Raw genomic sequence first — 19,205 nt, forward strand, 5'->3', positions numbered from 1 at the left:
CCCACGGCCTCGGCCAACTCGGTCAGGAGCTGGCTCACGCCAGCGGCACCCTGGAAAAAGGCGCGCGCCACCAACTGGCGGAAATCGCCCAGATGACCGGTTCCATGCAGCGCATGGAAGATGCAATGGGCCATATCGCCGTGCACGTGGAGCATGCCGTCGAGCACGCGGGGCAAGCCAGCCAGCAGATCATCCGTGGCCAGGAAAGCGTCGGCCGCGCCCAGCTGGAAATCACTCAACTCGCCACCCGCCTCCACGACACTAACGAGACGGTCGAAGGGCTGGCCGTGCAAGCCGAACAGATCGGCTCGGTGCTGGAGGTGATCAACAGCATCGCCAACCAGACCAACCTGCTGGCCCTCAACGCCGCCATCGAAGCCGCCCGCGCGGGTGAGCAAGGGCGCGGGTTTGCCGTGGTCGCCGATGAGGTACGCAGCCTGGCGCAACGCACGGCAGTGTCGACGCAGGAGATCAAGACGATTATTGAAGGGTTGCAACACGGCAGCCGGCAAGCGGTTGAGGCCATGCACGACAGTCGCCAGGGCGTGGAGCGCTGCGTGGAGGACAGTCAGTTGGCGGTGGAGATGCTGCAGGCGGTGGGCAATGATATTTCGCAGATCGATCAGTTGAATGGGCGGATTGTGTCGACCACCCGTGAGCAATCCACGGCGAATGTGGAGATTGTCGGGCGGCTGCAGTCGGTGCAGAGCATCGCGCAGAATACGGCGCAGGATGTGGAGACGCTGGCCAGGAGCAGTGAGCGGTTACCGCCGATTGCGGTGCGGTTGGATGCGTTGGGGCGCCGGTTTCATCAGTGAGTGGGAGCATTGGCCGGTGCTCGATTCAAGCGCTGCTTCTGACGCGGATGGATAGTCCAGGCGTGAGCGTCGCTACGGGCAGATCGGGTTTCAATCAAATGAATCGGGCCCTTTCTGCTCCTTTATTTGGACGTGGCGTGTTCATTTTGAGCGTGGGCCGGATAACGCATAGCGGCTTGCCTCTTCCATCAAGTCATCGCACATCGGATTGGCTTTGAGCATGTACGCAGCCGGGTCGATTATCGACAAGCCAAGCGATGTCTCTTCTGTGGCAGATGCCCAAACTTCTCCCATTGGCCCGACAATCTATTTCACTGCCCTCCCAGGTGCGTAGTGGTTGATTTACCGCTACCTTCCCTGGAAATCTTGCAAAGAGACGATGCACATGGATGTTGAATGGGCGCATGCCATCGAAGCCGCAGAAAGCGAGTACTTGTGTTCCCGCGTTGAGAGCTTGTCGCGGGTTAGTGGAAATCCTTTTGGTGCTCGTGTGTTTTTCAATGGGGCCTTTCCGTGCTTTCAGGTGAAGGCAACACCTAGCCCGATGTTCAATCGTATCTACGGTGACAGCACCGGCAACCCCCTTTCACTGCTGAGCTTGCTCAAGGAGTCAGCGGAGTATTCAACAGTAACGCCCCTTATCGGGAAAGCCTCGACGTTGGAGCAATTCGCTTTTGTGGGTGAGGAGCGATTCGAGCGTTTGAGGGGGTGGACGCATCTGCAGCTTGCGTGCCCCATCGAGGATGCGGTGTTGACCCCCCAATTATTCAACATCGAAGAGGCCACTTCAGACTCTCTCCCGGAGTTCGCGGCAGTTCATGCGAGTGGCTTTCATACCAAGCCAGAGCATCGTCAGTTGAGCCAGGCTTGTTTTGCAGGACTGATGTCGAATGAACGCCTGAAAATCTACGTCCTTAAAGCTGATGGGCAAGTCGTTGCAGGCGCGTTGATGTACCTGGCCAGCAATGGCGTTGCCTACCTGGGCACGGCTGCCACTCGAAAAAATGCACGAGGCTTGGGCTATCATGGGGCGCTGATATCTCACCGGATAGAGCAAGCAAAGAAGCACGGCAGCCTGGTGATTGCTGCAACTGCGCTTCCAAGTTCACAGAGTCGCCGTAATTTGCAGCGCATTGGGCTGGCGGCGTCTCATGCTCAGGCGCTGTACCGCTTGGCAGATGGTTGAAACAGATTCGTAATCTACCTTCCGCTTGTGCGAACGGTAGATGTAAAAAGCTGCTGCGCCTATGGCGAAAATGGTAAGTCAGCCAGAGCTGTTCATATTCATTTAAAACCTCGGCACATCGACGTCGCGCAGAAGTTCCTCGGTGGCACATTTGAAACGCTCCACCAGAAAGTCCAACAGGACCCGCACTCTGGCAATTCGGTACCGATTGCCATGCAGCACCGCAAACACCCCAGCTTCTGCTACGCAATAGTCAGGCAGCAGCACCTTCAACCGCCCGGCACGGATATCCGCTGCTGCGTCCCAAATGGTCTTGCGTGCAATGCCATGACCGGCCAATGCCCAAGCACGTGCCACGGCGCCATCGTTGGTTTCCCAGGCGCTTTCCAATGGCACACTGTGGTTCCATGTCTGGCCGTCCACCCTGAAATGAAAGGTGTTTAAAGGACCCGCCGGAGTCACCAGCAGAATAAATTTATGCCCGGTGAGCTCGGCCGGCGTCTGCGGCTCGCCGTGGCTCGCCAGGTAGTCCGGCGAGGCACAAAGCACCCGCCAGTTGGGTGCCAGTTGCCGGGCGATCAACGAGCTATCACGCAGTGGGCCGAAACGAATGGCCAGGTCGACATCGTCCTGTACCAGGTTAGACATAGCGTCCGACAAGGTCAGCGCCACCTTCAACTGCGGATGCTGCGCGCAAAAGGTCTCGAGCCAGTCATTAAGCAGGTGACGGCCAAAGTCAGTAGAGGCAGACAGACGGACTTTACCGCGTACTTCCTGCTGACTCGCCTGCAACCCCGCCTCCGCCTCATCAATGGCGCGCAAGGCGACCCAGCATTGCTGCAGATAGAACCGGCCTTCATCAGTCAGGCGCAGTTGACGGGTTGTGCGATCAAACAAGCGGGTATGCAGCGCCGCCTCCAACTTGAGCAACCGTGCGCTGGCCGCCGCCGGCGACAACCCCAACTTGCGTCCAGCGGCTGAAAGACTGCCGAGGTCGGCAGCCTCAACGAACAAGCGCATGTCCCCCAATCGATCAGTGGCCATCTTCAATCCAGATTTGATTAAGCATCAAATTCTAGACCAATTATCAAATCACAGACACTTCATCACAATCAGGCCTCACCTGTTTTTCGAGCAAGCTCATGAACCGCGAAGAATCGATTCAACCCAACACCCTACCGTCCTCAGAACTACCTATCACTGGCTTACTGGCCCTGACCACCGCGAGCTTTATCGCCACTGCCAACGAGAGCGTACCCGCCGGCCTGTTGCCATACATCTCCGACACGTTTGAGGTTTCCCAGGCATGGGCAGGGCAATGGGTCACCGCGTGTGCCCTCGGTTCCGGGCTGGCGGCCGTTCCCTTGACCTTGGCCTTGCAAGGTTGGCCACGGCGCCTTGTGCTATTACTGACAGTGGGGGTGTTCTGTTTGTGCAACGCGGTAACTGCCTTGTCGCCGTATTTTGCCCTCACCCTGGTCGCGCGCCTGATCGTCGGGGTCGCCACTGGTGTGGCGTGGAGCCTGTTGGCCGGTTATGCGCGACGCATGGTCGCCGCGCCCTTGCAAGGCCGCGCGATGGCAGTGGCTATGCTGGGTATCCCCGTCGCCTTGGCGCTGGGCGTACCACTGAGTGCCTGGATGGGTGAACAGATCGGTTGGCGCAATGTGTTCGGGCTGCTAGCGGCGTTGAGCCTGGCGCTGATGGTTTGGATTCGGCTGAATGTCCCTGACTTTGCCGGGCAACGGGCTGGCCAGCGCTTGTCCCTAGGTCACGTTTTTTGCAGGCCAGGCGTGCGACCGGTGCTGACGGTAGTTATGCTGTGGATCATGGCTCATTACATGCTCTACACCTATATTGCGGCATTCCTGGCATCGGTCGGGTTGGATGGACAGGTCGAGCAGGCATTGCTTGCGTTCGGCATTGCGGCTCTCGTGGGTATCTGGCTCACTGGGCTATTGATTGACCGCTGGCTGCGGCGGTTGGTGCTGTTGAGCCTGGCCGGGTTTGCGCTGGTATCTCTGACATTGGCGTTGGGTGGCCTGCCTGCCATAGCGGTTTATGTGGCGATGGCTGCCTGGGGGCTGAGTTACAGCGGTGCACCGACCCTGCTGCAGACAGCTTTGGCGAATGCTGCTGCCGACGGTGCCGATGTGGCTCAGTCGATGCTGGTGACCGTACTGAACCTCGCGTTTGCGGGCAGTGCCGTAGTGGGCGGTGTACTGCTTGAGACGACAGGCGTGGGATCGATCCCCTGGGCAACCTTGGGATTGGTGCTGCTGGCCTGGTTGGTTGTTAAGGTGGGTGGCCAAGCTGGGTTCAGGAGCTTGTCCAAGCCCTGACCGGTTTTACTGCCGCTTAGTCCGAATTCGGCTCAGCCAAAATGCAGGCAAGCCAGTTCACACAAATGCTGTGTGATGCCTTCCTCGGAGTGTTCCGGAGCTGCAATCAACAGCATCTCCGAGGCACTCGATGAGGCTCAAGCGACGGCACGCAATGCCGGTGATATTACGCCGCCGCTCAATCTCAACTTCGTCACTCTAAGCAGCTCGATTAAATTGTTCGGAGCGCCGTCTGAGTATCTGCGTCCAGTTCAGATGCTCGGTTACTACCCTGACGAAGTCCTCAAGCGCTAATTTTAGCTCGATGAAGCACGCCTAGCCGAGCAGAGCATCGTGGGGTCACAGGCCATTTGAACGGCCTCTGACTGCTAACATTCCGTTGGCAGCCAATCGGATAATAGCCGTAACGTTGGGCCTCATAGTGGTGAGGCATTTTCAGACGATATAGCCACTTATGCCGTCCCACAGAAGTTTTACCGCCGTGACTACGAGCAGGCAGTAGCAGGCAAGGTACATCTGGCGTTGATCCAGCTTGGTGTGCAGTCGCCAGCCCAGCCAGACACCACTTGGAACTGCTAACAGGCAGATGACCATCAGGCTTAGCACGTTACCGGTGGGCCTGGCTAACAGCAGCCAAGGCACTGCCTTGAGCAGATTGCCTACGGTAAAGAACATGCTGGTGGTGCCGGCATAGGTTTTCTTGCTTAGACCGAGCGGCAACAGGTACATCGCTAATGGTGGCCCACCAGAATGCGCGACCATAGTCGTGATCCCAGAGGTGACGCCTGCGGACACCGCCTTGAGCGATGAGCGCTGGCTGACCCTGATTTCCCCACCGGTTTTGAACCAGAGGCCGACAAAAATCAGGGTAACCGCCGCCATCACTAACGCGACTGCGCGGTGATCCATGACGCGAAAGAGTAGATAGCCGACACCGATGCCGACAATCAGACCTGGTAACAACAGCACCAAGTCGGGTTTAGACCAAGTGGATGGCTTCCAGTAACGCAGGCCGAACAGGTCCATCGCGATAAACAACGGCGCTAGCAGTCCGCCGGCTGTGAGCGGATCCATCACCAGCGACAGCAGCGGAATGCCGACAATGGAGAAGCCTCCACCGAAGGCACCTTTCATAAAGCAGATCAAAAAAACTCCGGCGAAGGTCACCAGAATCGTGGTGGTGGTCAACTCAAGGTCCACGGTGCTGCCCCCTGATCCGGCTGCTCAAGGTTGGCCAGCATTATCGAAGAAAGCTCAACGTGCCCGCGCTCGCGCAAGTGCGCGATCGCAGACAAGCGATCAGCGTGCGACTTGTTTTGATTGAGCTTGCGCTTGCATTCAACGCACTGCATTTCGATCTCGATACCGACAACTCTCGACACCATCTCGTCCAGATATTCACGCGGCGCATCGCCCATCTTCCAGGGCTTGATCTCCTTGGACTCCTGGTGGCGAGTCAGCTGGGCCAGGGTGCGGCGCAGGAGCTTTTCTTCCGACATCACGCGCATGACGCCATGCACATGCACCACCTCGTAGTTCCATGTGGGAACCTGGCGATGCGTTTCGTGCTTGGACGCATACCAGTTGGGCGAAATGTAGCCTTCTGCCCCCCTGAAGATCACCATGACAGGCGTGCCGCCGGTGCAACGTTGCCATACAGGATTGGCGCGGGCCACATGAGCGGTCAGCAACCCGTATGTTCCGTGGCCGGTATCGAGTTCAAAGGGAATGTGGTCCGCATCCATGCCGGATTCACCCTCAGTCACGAGGATGCCCAGCGGATTGTCGCGGATAATTCGGTGCAACTGTTCCGGGCGGTGCTCTGCGAAGTGTTCGGGAATGTACATGGGATTTCACTACGGATTGTTGGGAGTCCATAATGTCGAACACGACCTGCATCATCGAAAGTGCCAGTTTCGAGGTTTTTCCATGGGCCAGTTTTCAGCCAATCCGGATGCATTTTCCCGCGGCGCGCAACGTCGGATCTATGCCAGGCTGCGCGCGCAGATAGAAGACGGCACGCTTGCCGCCGGCACGAGGCTCATGTCGACGCGGGCAATCGCGGCCGAACTCGGCGTGTCGCGAACCACGGTAACGGCGGCTTACGAGCAACTGGCGGCCGAAGGCTTTGTCCTGACATCAGTGGGCAAGGCCGCCACGGTAGCGAGCATAATCAGCACTCAATCCGGGCATGCCCAAGGGGACTCGGCGCAGCAAAAGGAACTGCCGCCAGTGCTTTCCCTTTACGGGCAACGAGTGGCCATCATGAAGCCGTACAACATGGCGTCACCCCAAGCCCGCATCGATTTCAGGTACGGCTCGGTCGCTACCAGGGATTTTCCGGCGCTGGGTTGGCAGCGCGCCTACCGTTCCGAACTAGTCAAGCGTCAACCGAGCCTCGCTTACGGCCACCCCGAAGGGGAAGAGCGCTTGCGCAATGCGCTGCAAGGTTATCTGCGACGCGCACGCGGTCTGGCGTGCGATGCGGATCAAATACTCGTCGTGCATGGCTCGCAGCAAGGACTTGACCTGTGCGCCCGGCTTTTGCTGAACCCGCAAGATGCATTCGTCTTCGAAGAGCCTGGCTACCGCATGGCCAGATATTGCTTTGAGGCCACGGGCGCGACGGCGTTGCCCATACCCGTCGATGCCTCTGGACTGGATACCAGTGCTCTGCCGGAAGGTGATCGCGTGCGCCTGGCCTTTGTCACTCCGTCGCACCAGTTTCCCATGGGGGCGGTGCTTCCTGTCGCACGTCGCCTCGAACTGCTGAGTTGGGCGAGGCGACATCGCGCGTGGATCATTGAGGACGATTACGGCGGCGAGTTTCGCTATGGCCAGCGTCCCATCGACGCACTGCAATCCATGGACGCAGATGCTCGCGTCATTTATGTCGGAACGTTCTCCAAGGCACTCTCACCGCAACTCAGGTTGGGTTATCTGGTTCTTCCACGCGAGTTGGTTCACGTTTTCCGTGAAGCCAAACGGCTGACCGATCGACACTCACCGCGCTGGGAGCAAAACGTGCTCGCCTCATTGATCGAAAGTGGAACCTATGAGCGTCACGTTCGCCGCCTGCGGCGGGAAAATGAACTGCGGCGAAGGGCATTACTGGAGGCTTTTGAACAGCATCTGGCGGAATATGGGCAACTGGCCGGCATGGCGGCGGGCTTACACGGCGTATTAACGCTACCCGCGCTTCGCGCTCAGGATGAGCCGACGTTGCAGGCGATAGCGCTCGAACGCGGGGTTGGCGTATATCCGCTTTCGCCGCTGTTTGCCGAACCCACGTCGGTAGAATACGAGCGACCGGCAGGGCTCATTTTGGGCTATGCCGGCCTGACAACGCAGCAGATTCATGAAGGGATCGGCATTCTTGGCACGGTGGTTCGGGAGGTTGAAGAGCTTGGGGCTCGGTCCGGATCAGTGGATGACTATGTCATCTAATATGCGGCTCGAACACGAGCAAATTTACAAGGTAGAGATAAGGCGAATAAGAAAAAGTGGTCGGCTTGAGTGACTGCTAGGGGTGGAAAATGGTTCTGGACGGAGGGACCGCTATTGGCCGATTGCAGCCCATCATGACGGGTAGCTTCTTGAAAACTGGCCCCCATTATCGGCCCCAATTTTTCGATGCTGATAATTGGCTACTTTTCCCCGGAAAACCTCCTGGCTTGGGTCGAAGTCGTCGATACAACTACCACCGCCTCCACCACGTTTTCTGAGCAACCACCTCAGGCTTCAGCGAGGCGATCTTAGAGCCTGCAATCTTTACCGGTGCGACGTCCAGACCATCGAAGCTACCTAGACCCAGAGGGGGGCTTTCTGCTTGTAGAAAGCGAGTGGTTTCTGCTGAAGCCACCGCATGCAGTAACGATGAGGGCGTTATATTCCGACTCAAGACGTGAATGCCGTTCTCTGGGTCATGCAGACCACTTGCGTCGGTGCCTTCAACTCCATCTATCAGAAGCGGCTGGATCATGACCGTGCCAAGCTCGTAGGTGATATCCAGATCACCGCAAACGCAACGCAGCCTTTGCAGTTCACCATTCGACGATACACACACAAAATCCAGCCCGTCGTCATCCGTGCAAAAGCTGCAAACGTGTAATTGAAGGCTTTTACTCAGCGCTAAATTCACATTCAGGAAAGCTCTCTTGAAGTAGTCGGCTAGCTGAGCATCCTTAAGCACTTTGTATATCCGCGATAGCGCTGCCAATTCTTGAGGGAGCTCAAGCGGTACATCCTTGATGGGTGGCATAGACGTAAAGGGCCATTTCCGTTCTTCGCCAGCCTTGAACGTGTCTAAGTAGAACGACGTGGCGTTTTCATCCTGGTGCAATGACCAACCAATGCTCACCGGCAACGTAGAAAGTGGTTCTAACTCCGGCTTCACATTCATCGCGTGAGCAACGACAAGGTACCCCATTGTTTAGATCCTTCAGGTACAGGGCTGAATCGCTCCAAGCATAGTCGATACTTGAGTGTGTGCTATTGGCCGATAGCATTCGCGCATGGCCGAGAGCTGACTCAAACGGCCTGAAAAATTCCGGGGACTGAAAATGGAAGAAACGCTCTCTTCGATATTTATGCACTAAAGGAAAACCCATAAATTTCAATGGGAAAACCGTCGTTGCGATCATCAATCCCGATTTTTCCTAGCCGTTTTACAAATGTTAACTCCTTCAAGTGGCTATTGGCTTTAGGCTTCGAATCACAAAGTCCGATCGGACCCAATCAGCTTTAAGACGACTCTACAACCATGAATCTGCACGCCATCGCCGCGACGCTTTTTGCGTTTTTCACGCTGCTTCCTTACTCGGTACACGCCGCAACCCCCATCGCCCATGTCGCTATCTACCGAGGCCCGGCGGGCTGCGAGGGATGTTCAGAGAATGTCAAAACAGCCCTGCTGCGCGTCCGCCCGACTGCGCAGATTGACTTTGTAGGTGCCGATGAATCGATCGACATCACGCCGCAAAACCTCGCTCGTTATGACCTCTACGTTCAACCGGGTGGCGGTCAGGACATCCCTGCGGCGCTTGATAGTTTGGGGGATGCGCGGGTGCAGGCCATTCGTGACTTTGTCGCCCAGGGTGGGCGCTACCTGGGGCTTTGTATGGGTGCTTATCTGGCCGACGACAGCAACTTTGGCCTGATACCCTACGACCTTGATTCAGAGGCGGGCAGGCCTGGGTTTGAGGTCGCGGGCATTGCAGACGCGGCAGTGCAGGTTGTGTGGGATGGGAAAGCCGATAGCGTCTTTTATCAGGATGGGCCTTACTTCCCAAAGCCTGACGCGACCTCGCCTTCTTCAACCATTGCGACCTACCGGAATGGTGATGTGGCGGCAGCGCGTTACACCTATGAAAACGGGGTAGTGGTGCTGAGCGGCCCGCACCCAGAGGCGGATCGGGAGTGGTTCGAGAAGGCGAATATTCCCTTGAGCAAGATGCCGCGGGGTGAGCTTTTTGGGGCGTTGGTGCGCAGCATTGAGGGGCGCAACGGCGCAAAGTCACCCTGACTTGCAGCGCGCTGGACTGGCGACATCCCACGTTCAGGCGCTGGCTGGAACACCGTACCGATTGTTCCAGCCGGGGTTTCTGTTGTGCCTGACGGCCACGCAATAGGTATTGGCAAAGAACCCTGCCCTAATAGCGTTTTTCCAGTCTACAGGCACCTGTTTGATGACCCGACTCCCCCTCATATTCCTGATGGCTGCTGCAGTTACCAGTGCGAACGCCGCCGACAATGTCCCTTTGGAGCGTTCGATCAAGGACTGGATTGTCGGCTGTGATAACACGCGTGCCTGCACGGCTATCGGTGCCGTCCCGGAGCGTGACGATATCGGTATCTCGACGTTCAGCCTGCGGGTAACCCGTGAAGCCGGACCACATGGAGACTTGCGGGTAGGCGTGTTCAGCTACACCGCCCCCCAGGGTCAGCCAACACTCGATGGCAAGCCGCTGAAAAATCGATTCGAGCCTGGCGACCTCAAAAAAGGTGAGGTATCTGAGGTGTTTGCTCTGACCGGAACGAATGCCGACGCCTTGATTGCAGAGTTGCGCAACGGGCGGGAGTTGATTTTACCCATTGAGGGCGGTACCTCCGTCGCCTCGCTAAACGGGATGAGCGCGGCGCTTTTGCTGATCGACTCGGTTCAGGGGCGGGTTGGCACACAGGACGCACTGATTTCCAAGGGGCAGGCGCCCGCCAGCAGCGTGCCGCAAGCACCGGCCGCACCGCCGGTACCGAGTTGGCAGGCACCCGTTGCGCTAACCCCGGACAGGGCAAAAGAAGTCGCGGATGCTGTGGTGGCGGCCACGCGCAAGGAGTGGCAAGCGGATCTGAATGAAGGCGTTGCGCCAAAGGCTAACGCCTATGCCTTGAGTGCAGATCAAGCGCTGGTGATCATCGAAACCGGCTGTGGGGCATACAACTGTTTCTACAATATCTACCAGGCGCCCCTGGACCACCCTGAGCAGGCGCGCCCAGCGCGGGTCGCCGAAGTGCCAAATCTGCCGGAAAGAGAGCCCAACGGCCTGGTCGATTTTGATCCGGCCACGGGTGAACTGAGCAGCCAGGCAATGGCGATGGGCATGGGCGGTTGTGGCACTGCGCTGCGCTGGCGCTACGACGGTAACGGTTTCACGCTGACCCATGCGGCTGAAATGAACACCTGCATGGGGCTGGAGCAGGTTCATTGGCCTGTGCTGTGGCGTACCGAGGCAAGTCGCTGAAACTGTCGAATACATCAATGTGTGTGGCGAGGAGCGAGCGCCCTCGCCACAAACGGGTGTAGCCCCCTACCCCTTCAGGAAGCCTTCAACGCCCGCAACTCACCCTCTACACGCGCCGCGTTGCAGTAGGTGTCCAGCATTTCCAGCACTTGTTCGCCGGTGAGGACTTTACCGTTCAGTTGCAGGCCGAACAGCGTCAAGCATATCTGAGGCTCCCGGGAGCGCTTGATCTTGACGTGGGGCATCAGGGGGCCCGCAGCGTTTTTGCAGGCGGGCAATGGCGCACCCTCGCGCAATGTCAGCGTGATCCATAGCTTGATGCGGCCCTCTTTGATGTGGATATCACCGATATCCAGCAGATCGATTTCTGCATCAAGGTTGCGAAACCACAAGTGGCTATGGGTCAGGCGCATCAGGATCTCCTCGCCGGCCCGACGGTGCAGCCACACCCCGCTGAGCAAAACCAGCGCCACGATTGCAAAAATGCCTCCCATGAACGCGTTTTTGCCATCCCATGCACTCCCGCCAGCCATCACGAAAGCGAACACTGAAAAGAGCAACAGGGTGCGGCGCACCTTGCGTGGGTAGGCCAGTTCGGTGACTGCGGGAACCTCGGCCAACCACTCCTCGCGTTCCTGGATGGCCGCCTGCAACTGATCGCCAGTGTGCTGATTAAAATCCTCAGTGAGGGATTGGGCCAGGCTGGCCAGTGGATCATCAGGGTGGTTCATACCGGTACTCCATTCTTGTTGGCATCTTCAGCCGACTGCGGATCATGAGTGAGTTGACTGAACCACTGCCGGTCGTGCGCGGTGGGCGTCCGTGTTGCCTGGGCCAGCAACTGGTCGTCGAGAACCACACCCAGTTGCTGCAGGCGCACGGCAGTGGGGGGATGGGTATCGAACGGATGAGCGATCGCGTGATCCATCACCGCCTCGTTCAAGATCACCGGAGCCTGGCGAAGGTGGTCCGCTAACGCCTGGATCAAGTTGCTGTGGGTACGCTGCCCAAGCAGTTTGTTGACTTCGGCATCAAGGGCGATGACGCGCAGCAGCGCCTGGCAAAACAGCCGCTCGCCGGCAATTTGCGCCCCGACCTTATCCGCCACCAGTTCCTGCGCACGGCTCCAGTGGTGCACGGCAATCTGGAAGTGATGCAGAAAGCGCCACGTCATCCAGATCGCCGGGCGTTCGATCCAGGACGGCATGTCATCCACCGCGCTGATGTTCAGGAAATGCATGTACATCAGGCTGAACCGTGCCCCGGCTTCACTCCCGCGCTCGGTGTCGCGGCTGCTGAAGTGGCCAAGCTCATGGCCGATAATCGAGGCGGCTTCTTCCTGGCTCAAGGTCGACAGGAAAGTCAGCGGCAGGTACATCGTACGGCCCGTCAACAGTTGCCCCGAGGGTTGCAGGGCCACCTGGACACTGGTGACGAAAAACGATTGGTCGACCCCAATCACGATGTGGTCTGGCACGGGCGCGCGGGTGACGGCTGCCAGTTTTCCTATCCACTCCCATAAGGCCGGGGCGCTGGCCCGGCTGATTGAACGCCCCAGAAACCCGGATTGCGGCGTTTCCATATCCTGCCATTGCCGACGCAGGCGCCCAATCAACAGCACGCCTAGGTACAGCATCACCAGCAAGGGCACCACCACCAGCAGTATCACCATGCCGCTGTTCTGGCGGTTGCTCCAGCCCCAGCTGACTTCATACAGCAGGGCCATCGCCAGCGCCCCCACTATCAACCCGGTGTAGACCACCAGCCACTGCCCCAGCGCACGCCAGCTCAGGACCAGTCGGTCATAAAGAAAGTCCCGCGAACGCAACGCGCGCCAGGCATCCAGGCGCAGTTTTACCCAGGTCGCGCAGCCCGCCAGCACGGCCGCGACCGCCAGCCAGTAACCGAGAAACGCCAAGACCTGGCGCATGTGCACCGAGCCCTGGTCGGCATCGGCCCGAGCGACCTCACGCTGCAGGTAGCCGCGCAGGCTGTCGTCCGGGAGTACCGGCGTTTTGCGCCATTGTTGCGGCAGTTGCTGCCTCAATTCATCGCTCGGGCTGGCGAGCCATTGGCGCATCACCTGCGCTTCTTCCAGGGTACTGTCGGCACGCCAGCTCTGAAGGCTGCTCCAGCCCATCAGTACCAGCGGCAGCAGCAACATCGCCAGGCCCCACGACCATCGTCTCAACAGGCTCATGGCTCAGTTCGCCTGGAGATAGTCAGTGAGAAATGCTTGCGCATTGCCCTGACTCGCCAACGCCTCGTTATAGGCGACGGCCAGCGCTTTTGCTTCGCCTGGCAAGTACAGCTCTCCCCAGCCGTTTTGCAGAATCAACACGACGAACTTCTGACCGTCTACCGTGGTGTAATAGCGCGTGTCCTTGCTGGTCTTCTCGACGGACATCTTTTGGATTTTCAGGTTCCAGTCGTGGTCAGCCCCTTCCACTTGCACCAGTGCCTGATTTTCGTCACGGGCCCCGATACGCAGTGTCCAGACTTTCACCCCGGCCTCACCCGAATACGCAGCGACCTTATCTGCGACTTCCGGGCGATCTTGAGCGAAGGTATTGCCCGTCATGACGGCCAGTACCATGCTTAGCACGGCAGCCCATTTGCGATAAATCAGCATACTCAGGTTCCTTGAATTTCACGGCCGACCATTGAAAGTCACCCTCGGCGATCTGCCAACCGTGCAGGCCGTTGCGCACAACAATGAGACTGCGGTTCACAACGACGAGTGACGGGGTACAATGGCGCGAACACATAAGGACATGACTCAAACCCTTCTCGATGAAACGCCAGAATCCTTATCTCGACACACACTTCTGCTTCGATCACCCGGGTCCCCTGGACCAGGCCGGCGTATTCGACGACAGCGCTCGTCAGGTTATTGGTTCTGCCATCGGCCACTACCGCGCACGGACCGTTCGGCCAGACCTGCAGTATTTCGACTGTGACTTGCAGTTCCCCGAGCCGCTGAAGATCCACAAGGTATTGCCCGACAGTGTGTGCATCGTGCAGGTGCTCGGCGGCCAGTGGCAGCATCGGGTCGACGGTGTGCTCAATGAATACACCACGGGCGCAGTCCATGTGCTGGGCCTGAGTGAGAGCATGGAAACCGTCGATCAACTGCCCGCCGGCAGTCATGCGCGCATGGCCGGGCTACGCATCGCAGGCGATTATTTGCGCGAGCTGGCCGAAGAAGACTCGGCGCTCCAGCCGTTACTCAGCCTGCTCAATGACGGCGTTCAATTTTCGGGACTGCACGGGTGCCCGGCACTGGGGCGTTTGCTGGAGCGGATATATCACTCTCCCTACCAAGGCGCCTTGGAGCGCCTTAATCAGGAAAGCCTGAGCCTGGCAGCGCTGGTGGAGCTGGCAGCCCATCTTGCCCCTCAACCTACCAGGCCAATACCTGCGGTACGCGGTCATTCAGACCTGGCCCATGAAGCGCGGTTTCAACTGGATGCCAACCTGATCGACCCTCCCGGCACTCAAGCGCTGGCCCGTAGCCTGGGTGTGGGGGAAACCACGCTGCGCCGGGCGTTCAGTCAAATCTACGGCCAGTCGATGCTGGATTATGTGCGCCAGCAACGCATGGAGCTTGCGCGCAATCTGCTTCGTCAGCGCAAGTGGCAGGTGGCGCAGATCGCCTACCGCCTGGGCTATGCCAATCCCGCTAACTTCAACCATGCCTACAAGGCCTACTTTGGTCACCCGCCAGGTGCCGAACGCTAGAGAGCAAAGCCATGAATAGACCCCTTCCGGCCATTAGCTATCCCAATTCCCGCCCCAAAAACGGCGCAGTCCGGCTCCCCTTACTCTTCGCCACCTTCTGCGGCGTCCCGCTCACCACCACCTTCCCGCCTCTGTCCCCAGCCCCCGGCCCAATATCAATCACCCAATCACTCTGGGCCACCACACGCATTTCATGCTCCACCACAATCACCGTGTGCCCCGCCTCCACCAGATGATTCAACTGGCTCAACAACCGGTCCACATCCCGCGGATGCAGCCCGGTCGTCGGTTCATCCAGCACATACAACGTCGCGCCCCGGGCATTGCGTTGCAGCTCGGTCGCCAGCTTGATCCGCTGCGCTTCCCCGCCTGACAACTCGGTCGCCGGCTGGCCAAGGCGCAAATAACCCAAGCCAATATCCCGCAGCACTTGCAGCGAGCGCAGCACACCCGGCTCTTCAGCAAATACCTCTACCGCCTGTTCAACCGTCAGCCCCAGCACCTGGGCGATGGTCAGCCCTTCCCACTTGATTGCTAACGTTTCCGGGTTGTACCGCGCCCCGTGGCACGTCGGGCATGGCGCGTACACGCTGGGCATGAACAGCAATTCAACGCTGACAAACCCCTCGCCTTCGCAGTTCGGGCAGCGGCCTTTGGCGACGTTGAAAGAAAATTGCCCAGCGTCGAAATGGCGCTTTTTCGCCGCGGGTGTGGCGGCGAACAGTTTGCGTACGTTGTCGAACAGGCCGGTGTAGGTCGCGAGGTTGGAGCGCGGTGTGCGGCCAATGGGTTTCTGGTCCACCTGCACCAGGCGGCGAATGTGTTCCAGCCCGCCGCTGATACGGCCGCCGCTGGTTTGCGGGGCGTCGTCTTCGAGGCTGGGTTCGTCTTCGGTTTCCACCACGCGGCCCAGGCCTGCGCCTACCAGTTCCAACAGCGCCTGGCTGACGAGGCTGGATTTGCCCGAGCCGGAAATGCCGGTGACGGCGGTGAAGCAGCCCAGGGGAAAGTCCACGCTGAGGTCCTTGAGGTTGTTGCGCGTGACGCCTTCCAGGCTCAGCCAGCCGGTGGGTTGGCGCGGTGGTTGGCTGACCGGGCGTTTTTCGGCGAACAGGTATTCGCGGGTTTGCGAGGCTTCGACCTGCGCCAGGCCGGCGGGTGGGCCGCTGTACAGGACCTGGCCGCCGTGCTCGCCGGCAGCCGGGCCGACGTCGATAAGCCAGTCGGCCCGGCGCATGGTTTCCAGGTCGTGTTCCACCACGAACAGTGAGTTGCCGGCGGCCTTCAGGCGGTCGAGGGCGGCGAACAGGGCTTCGCCGTCAGCGGGGTGCAGGCCGGCGGAAGGTTCGTCGAGCACGTAGATCACGCCGAACAGTTGCGAGCCCAGTTGGGTGGCCAGGCGCAGGCGTTGCAGTTCGCCGGAGGACAGGGTCGGTGTGCTGCGTTCCAGGGCCAGGTAGCCCAGGCCGAGGTCGGTCAGGGTGCTGACGCGTTCGAGCAGGTCCTGGGCGATGCGTTGGGCGGCCAGGCGTTTTTCCACGGAGAGCTTTTTATCGCCCTGCCCTTCGGCCACCGGTCGCAGCAGTTCGGCGAGTTGCAGCAGAGACATTTGCGACAGTTCGCCAATGTCCACGCCGGCAAATTTCACCGACAGCGCGGCCTTGTTCAGGCGTTTGCCTTCGCACAGCGGGCATGGGCTGCCTTGCATGAACTGCGACACGCGCTTTTTCATCAGGGCGCTTTGGGAGTGGGTGAAGGTGTGCAGGATGTAGCGGCGGGCGCCGGTGAAGGTGCCCTGGTAGCTGGGTTCGAGTTTGCGTTTGAGGGCGTCGCGGGTTTGGGCAGGTGTGAAGCCGGCGTACACCGGTACGGTGGGGGTTTCTTCGGTGAAGAGGATCCAGTCGCGCTGCTTTTTCGGCAGGTCGCGCCACGGGATGTCGACGTCGTAGCCCAGGGTGACGAGGATGTCGCGCTGGTTCTGGCCTTGCCACGCCAACGGCCAGGACGCCACGGCGCGCTGGCGGATGGTGAGGGAAGGATCGGGCACCATCAGGGCTTCGGTCACTTCGTACACGCGGCCCAGGCCGTGGCATTGCGGGCAGGCGCCCTGGGGCAGGTTGGGGGAAAAGTCTTCGGCGTACAGCATCGGTTGCCCCGCCGGGTAACTGCCGGCGCGGGAGTAGAGCATGCGGATCAGGCTGGACAACGTGGTGACGCTGCCCACCGAGGAACGTGTGCTGGGTGTACCGCGCTGTTGTTGCAGTGCCACGGCGGGCGGCAGGCCTTCGATGGAGTCGACGTCCGGTACGCCGACCTGGTCGATCAGGCGGCGGGCGTAGGGCGCCACGGATTCGAAGTAGCGGCGCTGGGCTTCGGCGTAGACGGTGGAGAATGCCAGCGAGGACTTGCCGGAGCCTGACACGCCGGTGAACACCACCAGGGCGTCGCGGGGGATGTCCACGTCGACGTCGCGCAGGTTGTGCTCCCGGGCACCCCGCACCCGCACGAAGCCTGGGCGTTGGGTGGTGAGTGAGGTGTCTGGGGGAAGATTGCGCTGGGAAGTCATGGGTAACCTTATCGGTGTGTTCAAGGCAGTGAAGATCAACTGTGGGAGCCGGGCTTGGTGTTGCTGGCTGGATCTCCATCCGTCACATCATTCGGGAGGTCAGTACCGAGCGCACCCGTTGCGCCAAGTCATCCGGGCCATAGGGTTTGCTCAGCAGGTGAATGTCGTTGCCCAGCAGGTGGTTGCTGGAAAGAATGTCGCGGGTATGCCCGGAGGTAAACAGCACCGCTATCGCCGGCACTTGCCTGCGCGCCCACTCGGCCAGGTCGGTGCTTTTGACCCGGCCCGGCATCACCACGTCGGTGAAGATCAGGTCCGGTTGCAGGCCGGCCTGGAGCATCAGCATGGCCCGGTCGCCGTCTTCGGCGGTGAGCACGGTGTAGCCGGATTGTTCAAGCAATTCCACCGCGGCCGCGCGTACGCCTTCGTTGTCCTCAACCACCAGGATCGTCTCATGGCCGCCGGTGGGTTGTGTGAGCTCGACGGGCGCATCGTGGTTTTCCGGCTCTCCCAGGTTGCGCGGGAAATACATCTGCACCACGGTACCGCTGCCCTCCACGCTCTCGACCTCAACATGCCCGCCACTTTGGCGCACGAACCCAAACACCATGCTCAGGCCCAGGCCGGTACCGTGGCCATTCGGCTTGGTGGTGAAAAACGGTTCGAAGGCCCGTGCCAGGATCGTTGGTGACATGCCGGCGCCGCTGTCGGCGACGGCCAGGCGCACGTATTCACCGGGGTTGATGCTTTTACCGGCGCAATCCGGAGGGTTGAGGATGATGTTTTCGCCGGTGATCCGAATCACCCCCTCGCCTTTCATGGCATCCCGGGCATTGATCGCCAGGTTGAGCAGCGCGTTTTCCAGTTGGTTGCGGTCGACGTTAATGCACCACGGATCCTGGGGCAGCTGCACATCAATGTGGATGGTTTCTCCCAGCGCCCGCTGCAGCAACTCGCCCAGGCCTTCATAGATGCGCAGCGGGTTGTACACCGCCGGTGACAATGGCTGGCGACGGGCGAAGGCCAGCAGTTGCGAGGTCAGTTTGGCCCCACGTTCCACTGCCGCGATGGCGGCGCTGACCCGGCGCTGCACCTGGGGGTTGTCCGGCTCATGCCGTGCCAGCAGGTGCAGGTTGCCGGCGACCACTTGCAGCAGGTTGTTGAAGTCGTGGGCCACGCCGCCGGTCAGGCCGCCGATGGCTTCCAGCTTCTGTGATTGGCGCAACTGTTCTTCGGCGGCGGATCGGGCTTGCACCTCCGCGGCCACGCGCTGCTCCAGGTTGTGAGTGAGTTCCTGGCGCAGGCGCTCGGAGATCATATGTTCGGTGGTCTCCACCACAATCGCCAGGACCCCGGCCGGTTGTTGGTCGTCACCGGCCACGGGGCTGTAATACAGGTCCATCCAGACTTCTTCCGGGCGGCCGTCGCGCAACAGTTCCAGGGGCAGGTTGCGGTAGGACAAGGTGCCGCCGGCCAGGCAGGTGTCGACCACATTGCGGTTGAAGTCGGCGACTTCCGGCCAGCCCAGTTCCACCGGCGCACCCAGCAGATAAGGGTGGCGACCGCCGGCAAACACCGAATAGCTGTCGTTGTAGATCATGTAACCGGCGTGCCCCCACAGCATCACCATGGGCATGGGCGATGCCAGCATCATCTGCACGGCGCTGGTCAGGCTGGAGGGCCAGGCACTCATCGGGCCGAGGTCGGTGGTGGACCAATCGAAAGCACGAATCCTCTGGGCCATTTCCCCAGCCCAACCCTCACAGCCGTGGGTATTGGATAAAAACTGCATCGGTCGGCTCTGCAAAAGAT

Annotated in this window: 16 protein-coding genes; 7 read left to right on the forward strand and 9 right to left on the reverse strand. The window is 59.7% G+C overall.

Annotation, left to right across the window (positions count from 1 at the left end):
- Both HX805_RS18610 and HX805_RS18615 read left to right on the forward strand, forming a co-directional pair.
- Positions 1-818 (forward strand): methyl-accepting chemotaxis protein (locus HX805_RS18610; RefSeq protein ID WP_177117163.1); only part of this gene is annotated, 818 nt, incomplete at its 5' end.
- 385 nt (positions 819-1,203) lie between these two features.
- Positions 1,204-2,004, forward strand: coding sequence for a GNAT family N-acetyltransferase (locus HX805_RS18615; protein WP_177036103.1), 801 nt, complete (start codon positions 1,204-1,206; stop codon positions 2,002-2,004).
- A gap of 102 nt (positions 2,005-2,106) precedes the next feature.
- On the opposite strand, the gene HX805_RS18620 is transcribed toward HX805_RS18615, so the two are convergent.
- The gene (locus HX805_RS18620) at positions 2,107-3,048 is read right to left on the reverse strand and encodes a LysR family transcriptional regulator (protein WP_177036102.1); all 942 of its coding nucleotides are present in this window, start codon (positions 3,046-3,048) and stop codon (positions 2,107-2,109) included.
- A gap of 98 nt (positions 3,049-3,146) precedes the next feature.
- Between HX805_RS18620 and HX805_RS18625 the strand changes: the two genes are divergently transcribed.
- Positions 3,147-4,346 (forward strand): MFS transporter, encoded by a 1,200-nt coding sequence (locus HX805_RS18625; RefSeq protein ID WP_177080272.1) that lies wholly within the window; start codon positions 3,147-3,149, stop codon positions 4,344-4,346.
- A gap of 435 nt (positions 4,347-4,781) precedes the next feature.
- Here HX805_RS18625 and HX805_RS18630 read toward each other — a convergent pair whose 3' ends face one another.
- Both HX805_RS18630 and HX805_RS18635 read right to left on the reverse strand, forming a co-directional pair.
- Positions 4,782-5,546: a sulfite exporter TauE/SafE family protein gene (locus HX805_RS18630; protein ID WP_003210527.1), complete on the reverse strand. Its 765-nt coding sequence runs from the start codon at positions 5,544-5,546 to the stop codon at positions 4,782-4,784.
- A complete protein-coding gene (locus HX805_RS18635) occupies positions 5,531-6,193 on the reverse strand; it encodes an FMN-binding negative transcriptional regulator (RefSeq protein WP_177080273.1) in 663 nt (220 codons plus the stop codon). Before HX805_RS18635 ends, HX805_RS18630 begins: the two co-directional genes overlap by 16 nt.
- Between HX805_RS18635 and HX805_RS18640 the strand changes: the two genes are divergently transcribed.
- Positions 6,192-7,793 carry a PLP-dependent aminotransferase family protein gene (locus tag HX805_RS18640; protein WP_256344531.1) on the forward strand — a complete coding sequence of 534 codons (1,602 nt, stop codon included), beginning with the start codon at positions 6,192-6,194 and terminating at the stop codon, positions 7,791-7,793. The two genes, HX805_RS18635 and HX805_RS18640, sit on opposite strands and share 2 nt — an antisense overlap.
- Positions 7,794-8,043: 250 nt before the next feature.
- Here the strand turns inward: HX805_RS18640 and HX805_RS18645 are convergent, their stop codons facing one another.
- Positions 8,044-8,775 carry a hypothetical protein gene (locus HX805_RS18645; protein ID WP_177022077.1) on the reverse strand — a complete coding sequence of 244 codons (732 nt, stop codon included), beginning with the start codon at positions 8,773-8,775 and terminating at the stop codon, positions 8,044-8,046.
- Between the two features lie 333 nt (positions 8,776-9,108).
- Here HX805_RS18645 and HX805_RS18650 point away from each other — a divergent pair, with 333 nt between their 5' ends.
- Together HX805_RS18650 and HX805_RS18655 are read left to right on the forward strand one after the other, a co-directional pair.
- Positions 9,109-9,870 (forward strand): BPL-N domain-containing protein, encoded by a 762-nt coding sequence (locus tag HX805_RS18650; RefSeq protein WP_003210508.1) that lies wholly within the window; start codon positions 9,109-9,111, stop codon positions 9,868-9,870.
- Between the two features lie 163 nt (positions 9,871-10,033).
- On the forward strand, positions 10,034-11,086 hold the full coding sequence (locus HX805_RS18655) for a DUF1176 domain-containing protein (RefSeq protein ID WP_177117164.1): 1,053 nt from the start codon (positions 10,034-10,036) through the stop codon (positions 11,084-11,086).
- A gap of 74 nt (positions 11,087-11,160) precedes the next feature.
- Here the strand turns inward: HX805_RS18655 and HX805_RS18660 are convergent, their stop codons facing one another.
- From HX805_RS18660 to HX805_RS18670, 3 genes are read right to left on the reverse strand one after another with little or no spacing between them, the layout of a single operon-like run.
- Positions 11,161-11,817, reverse strand: a complete 657-nt coding sequence (locus HX805_RS18660; protein WP_003210505.1) for a hypothetical protein — start codon at positions 11,815-11,817, stop codon at positions 11,161-11,163.
- The gene (locus HX805_RS18665; RefSeq protein WP_256344532.1) at positions 11,814-13,286 is read right to left on the reverse strand and encodes a M48 family metallopeptidase; all 1,473 of its coding nucleotides are present in this window, start codon (positions 13,284-13,286) and stop codon (positions 11,814-11,816) included. Before HX805_RS18665 ends, HX805_RS18660 begins: the two co-directional genes overlap by 4 nt.
- 3 nt (positions 13,287-13,289) lie before the next feature.
- On the reverse strand, positions 13,290-13,718 hold the full coding sequence (locus tag HX805_RS18670) for a hypothetical protein (RefSeq protein ID WP_003210496.1): 429 nt from the start codon (positions 13,716-13,718) through the stop codon (positions 13,290-13,292).
- 161 nt (positions 13,719-13,879) lie between these two features.
- On the opposite strand from HX805_RS18670, the gene HX805_RS18675 reads away from it, so the two are divergent.
- Entirely contained in the window at positions 13,880-14,827 is a 948-nt protein-coding gene (locus HX805_RS18675) for an AraC family transcriptional regulator (RefSeq protein ID WP_177080275.1), read from the forward strand.
- 37 nt (positions 14,828-14,864) lie between these two features.
- Here HX805_RS18675 and uvrA read toward each other — a convergent pair whose 3' ends face one another.
- A complete protein-coding gene (gene uvrA / locus HX805_RS18680) occupies positions 14,865-17,393 on the reverse strand; it encodes an excinuclease ABC subunit UvrA (RefSeq protein ID WP_177080276.1) in 2,529 nt (842 codons plus the stop codon).
- A gap of 82 nt (positions 17,394-17,475) precedes the next feature.
- Positions 17,476-19,185 carry an ATP-binding protein gene (locus HX805_RS18685; protein WP_177019857.1) on the reverse strand — a complete coding sequence of 570 codons (1,710 nt, stop codon included), beginning with the start codon at positions 19,183-19,185 and terminating at the stop codon, positions 17,476-17,478.
- Positions 19,186-19,205 lie beyond the last annotated feature (20 nt).

Origin of the sequence: Pseudomonas sp. G5001 (assembly GCF_013385475.1) — a bacterium.
Lineage (GTDB): Bacteria > Pseudomonadota > Gammaproteobacteria > Pseudomonadales > Pseudomonadaceae > Aquipseudomonas.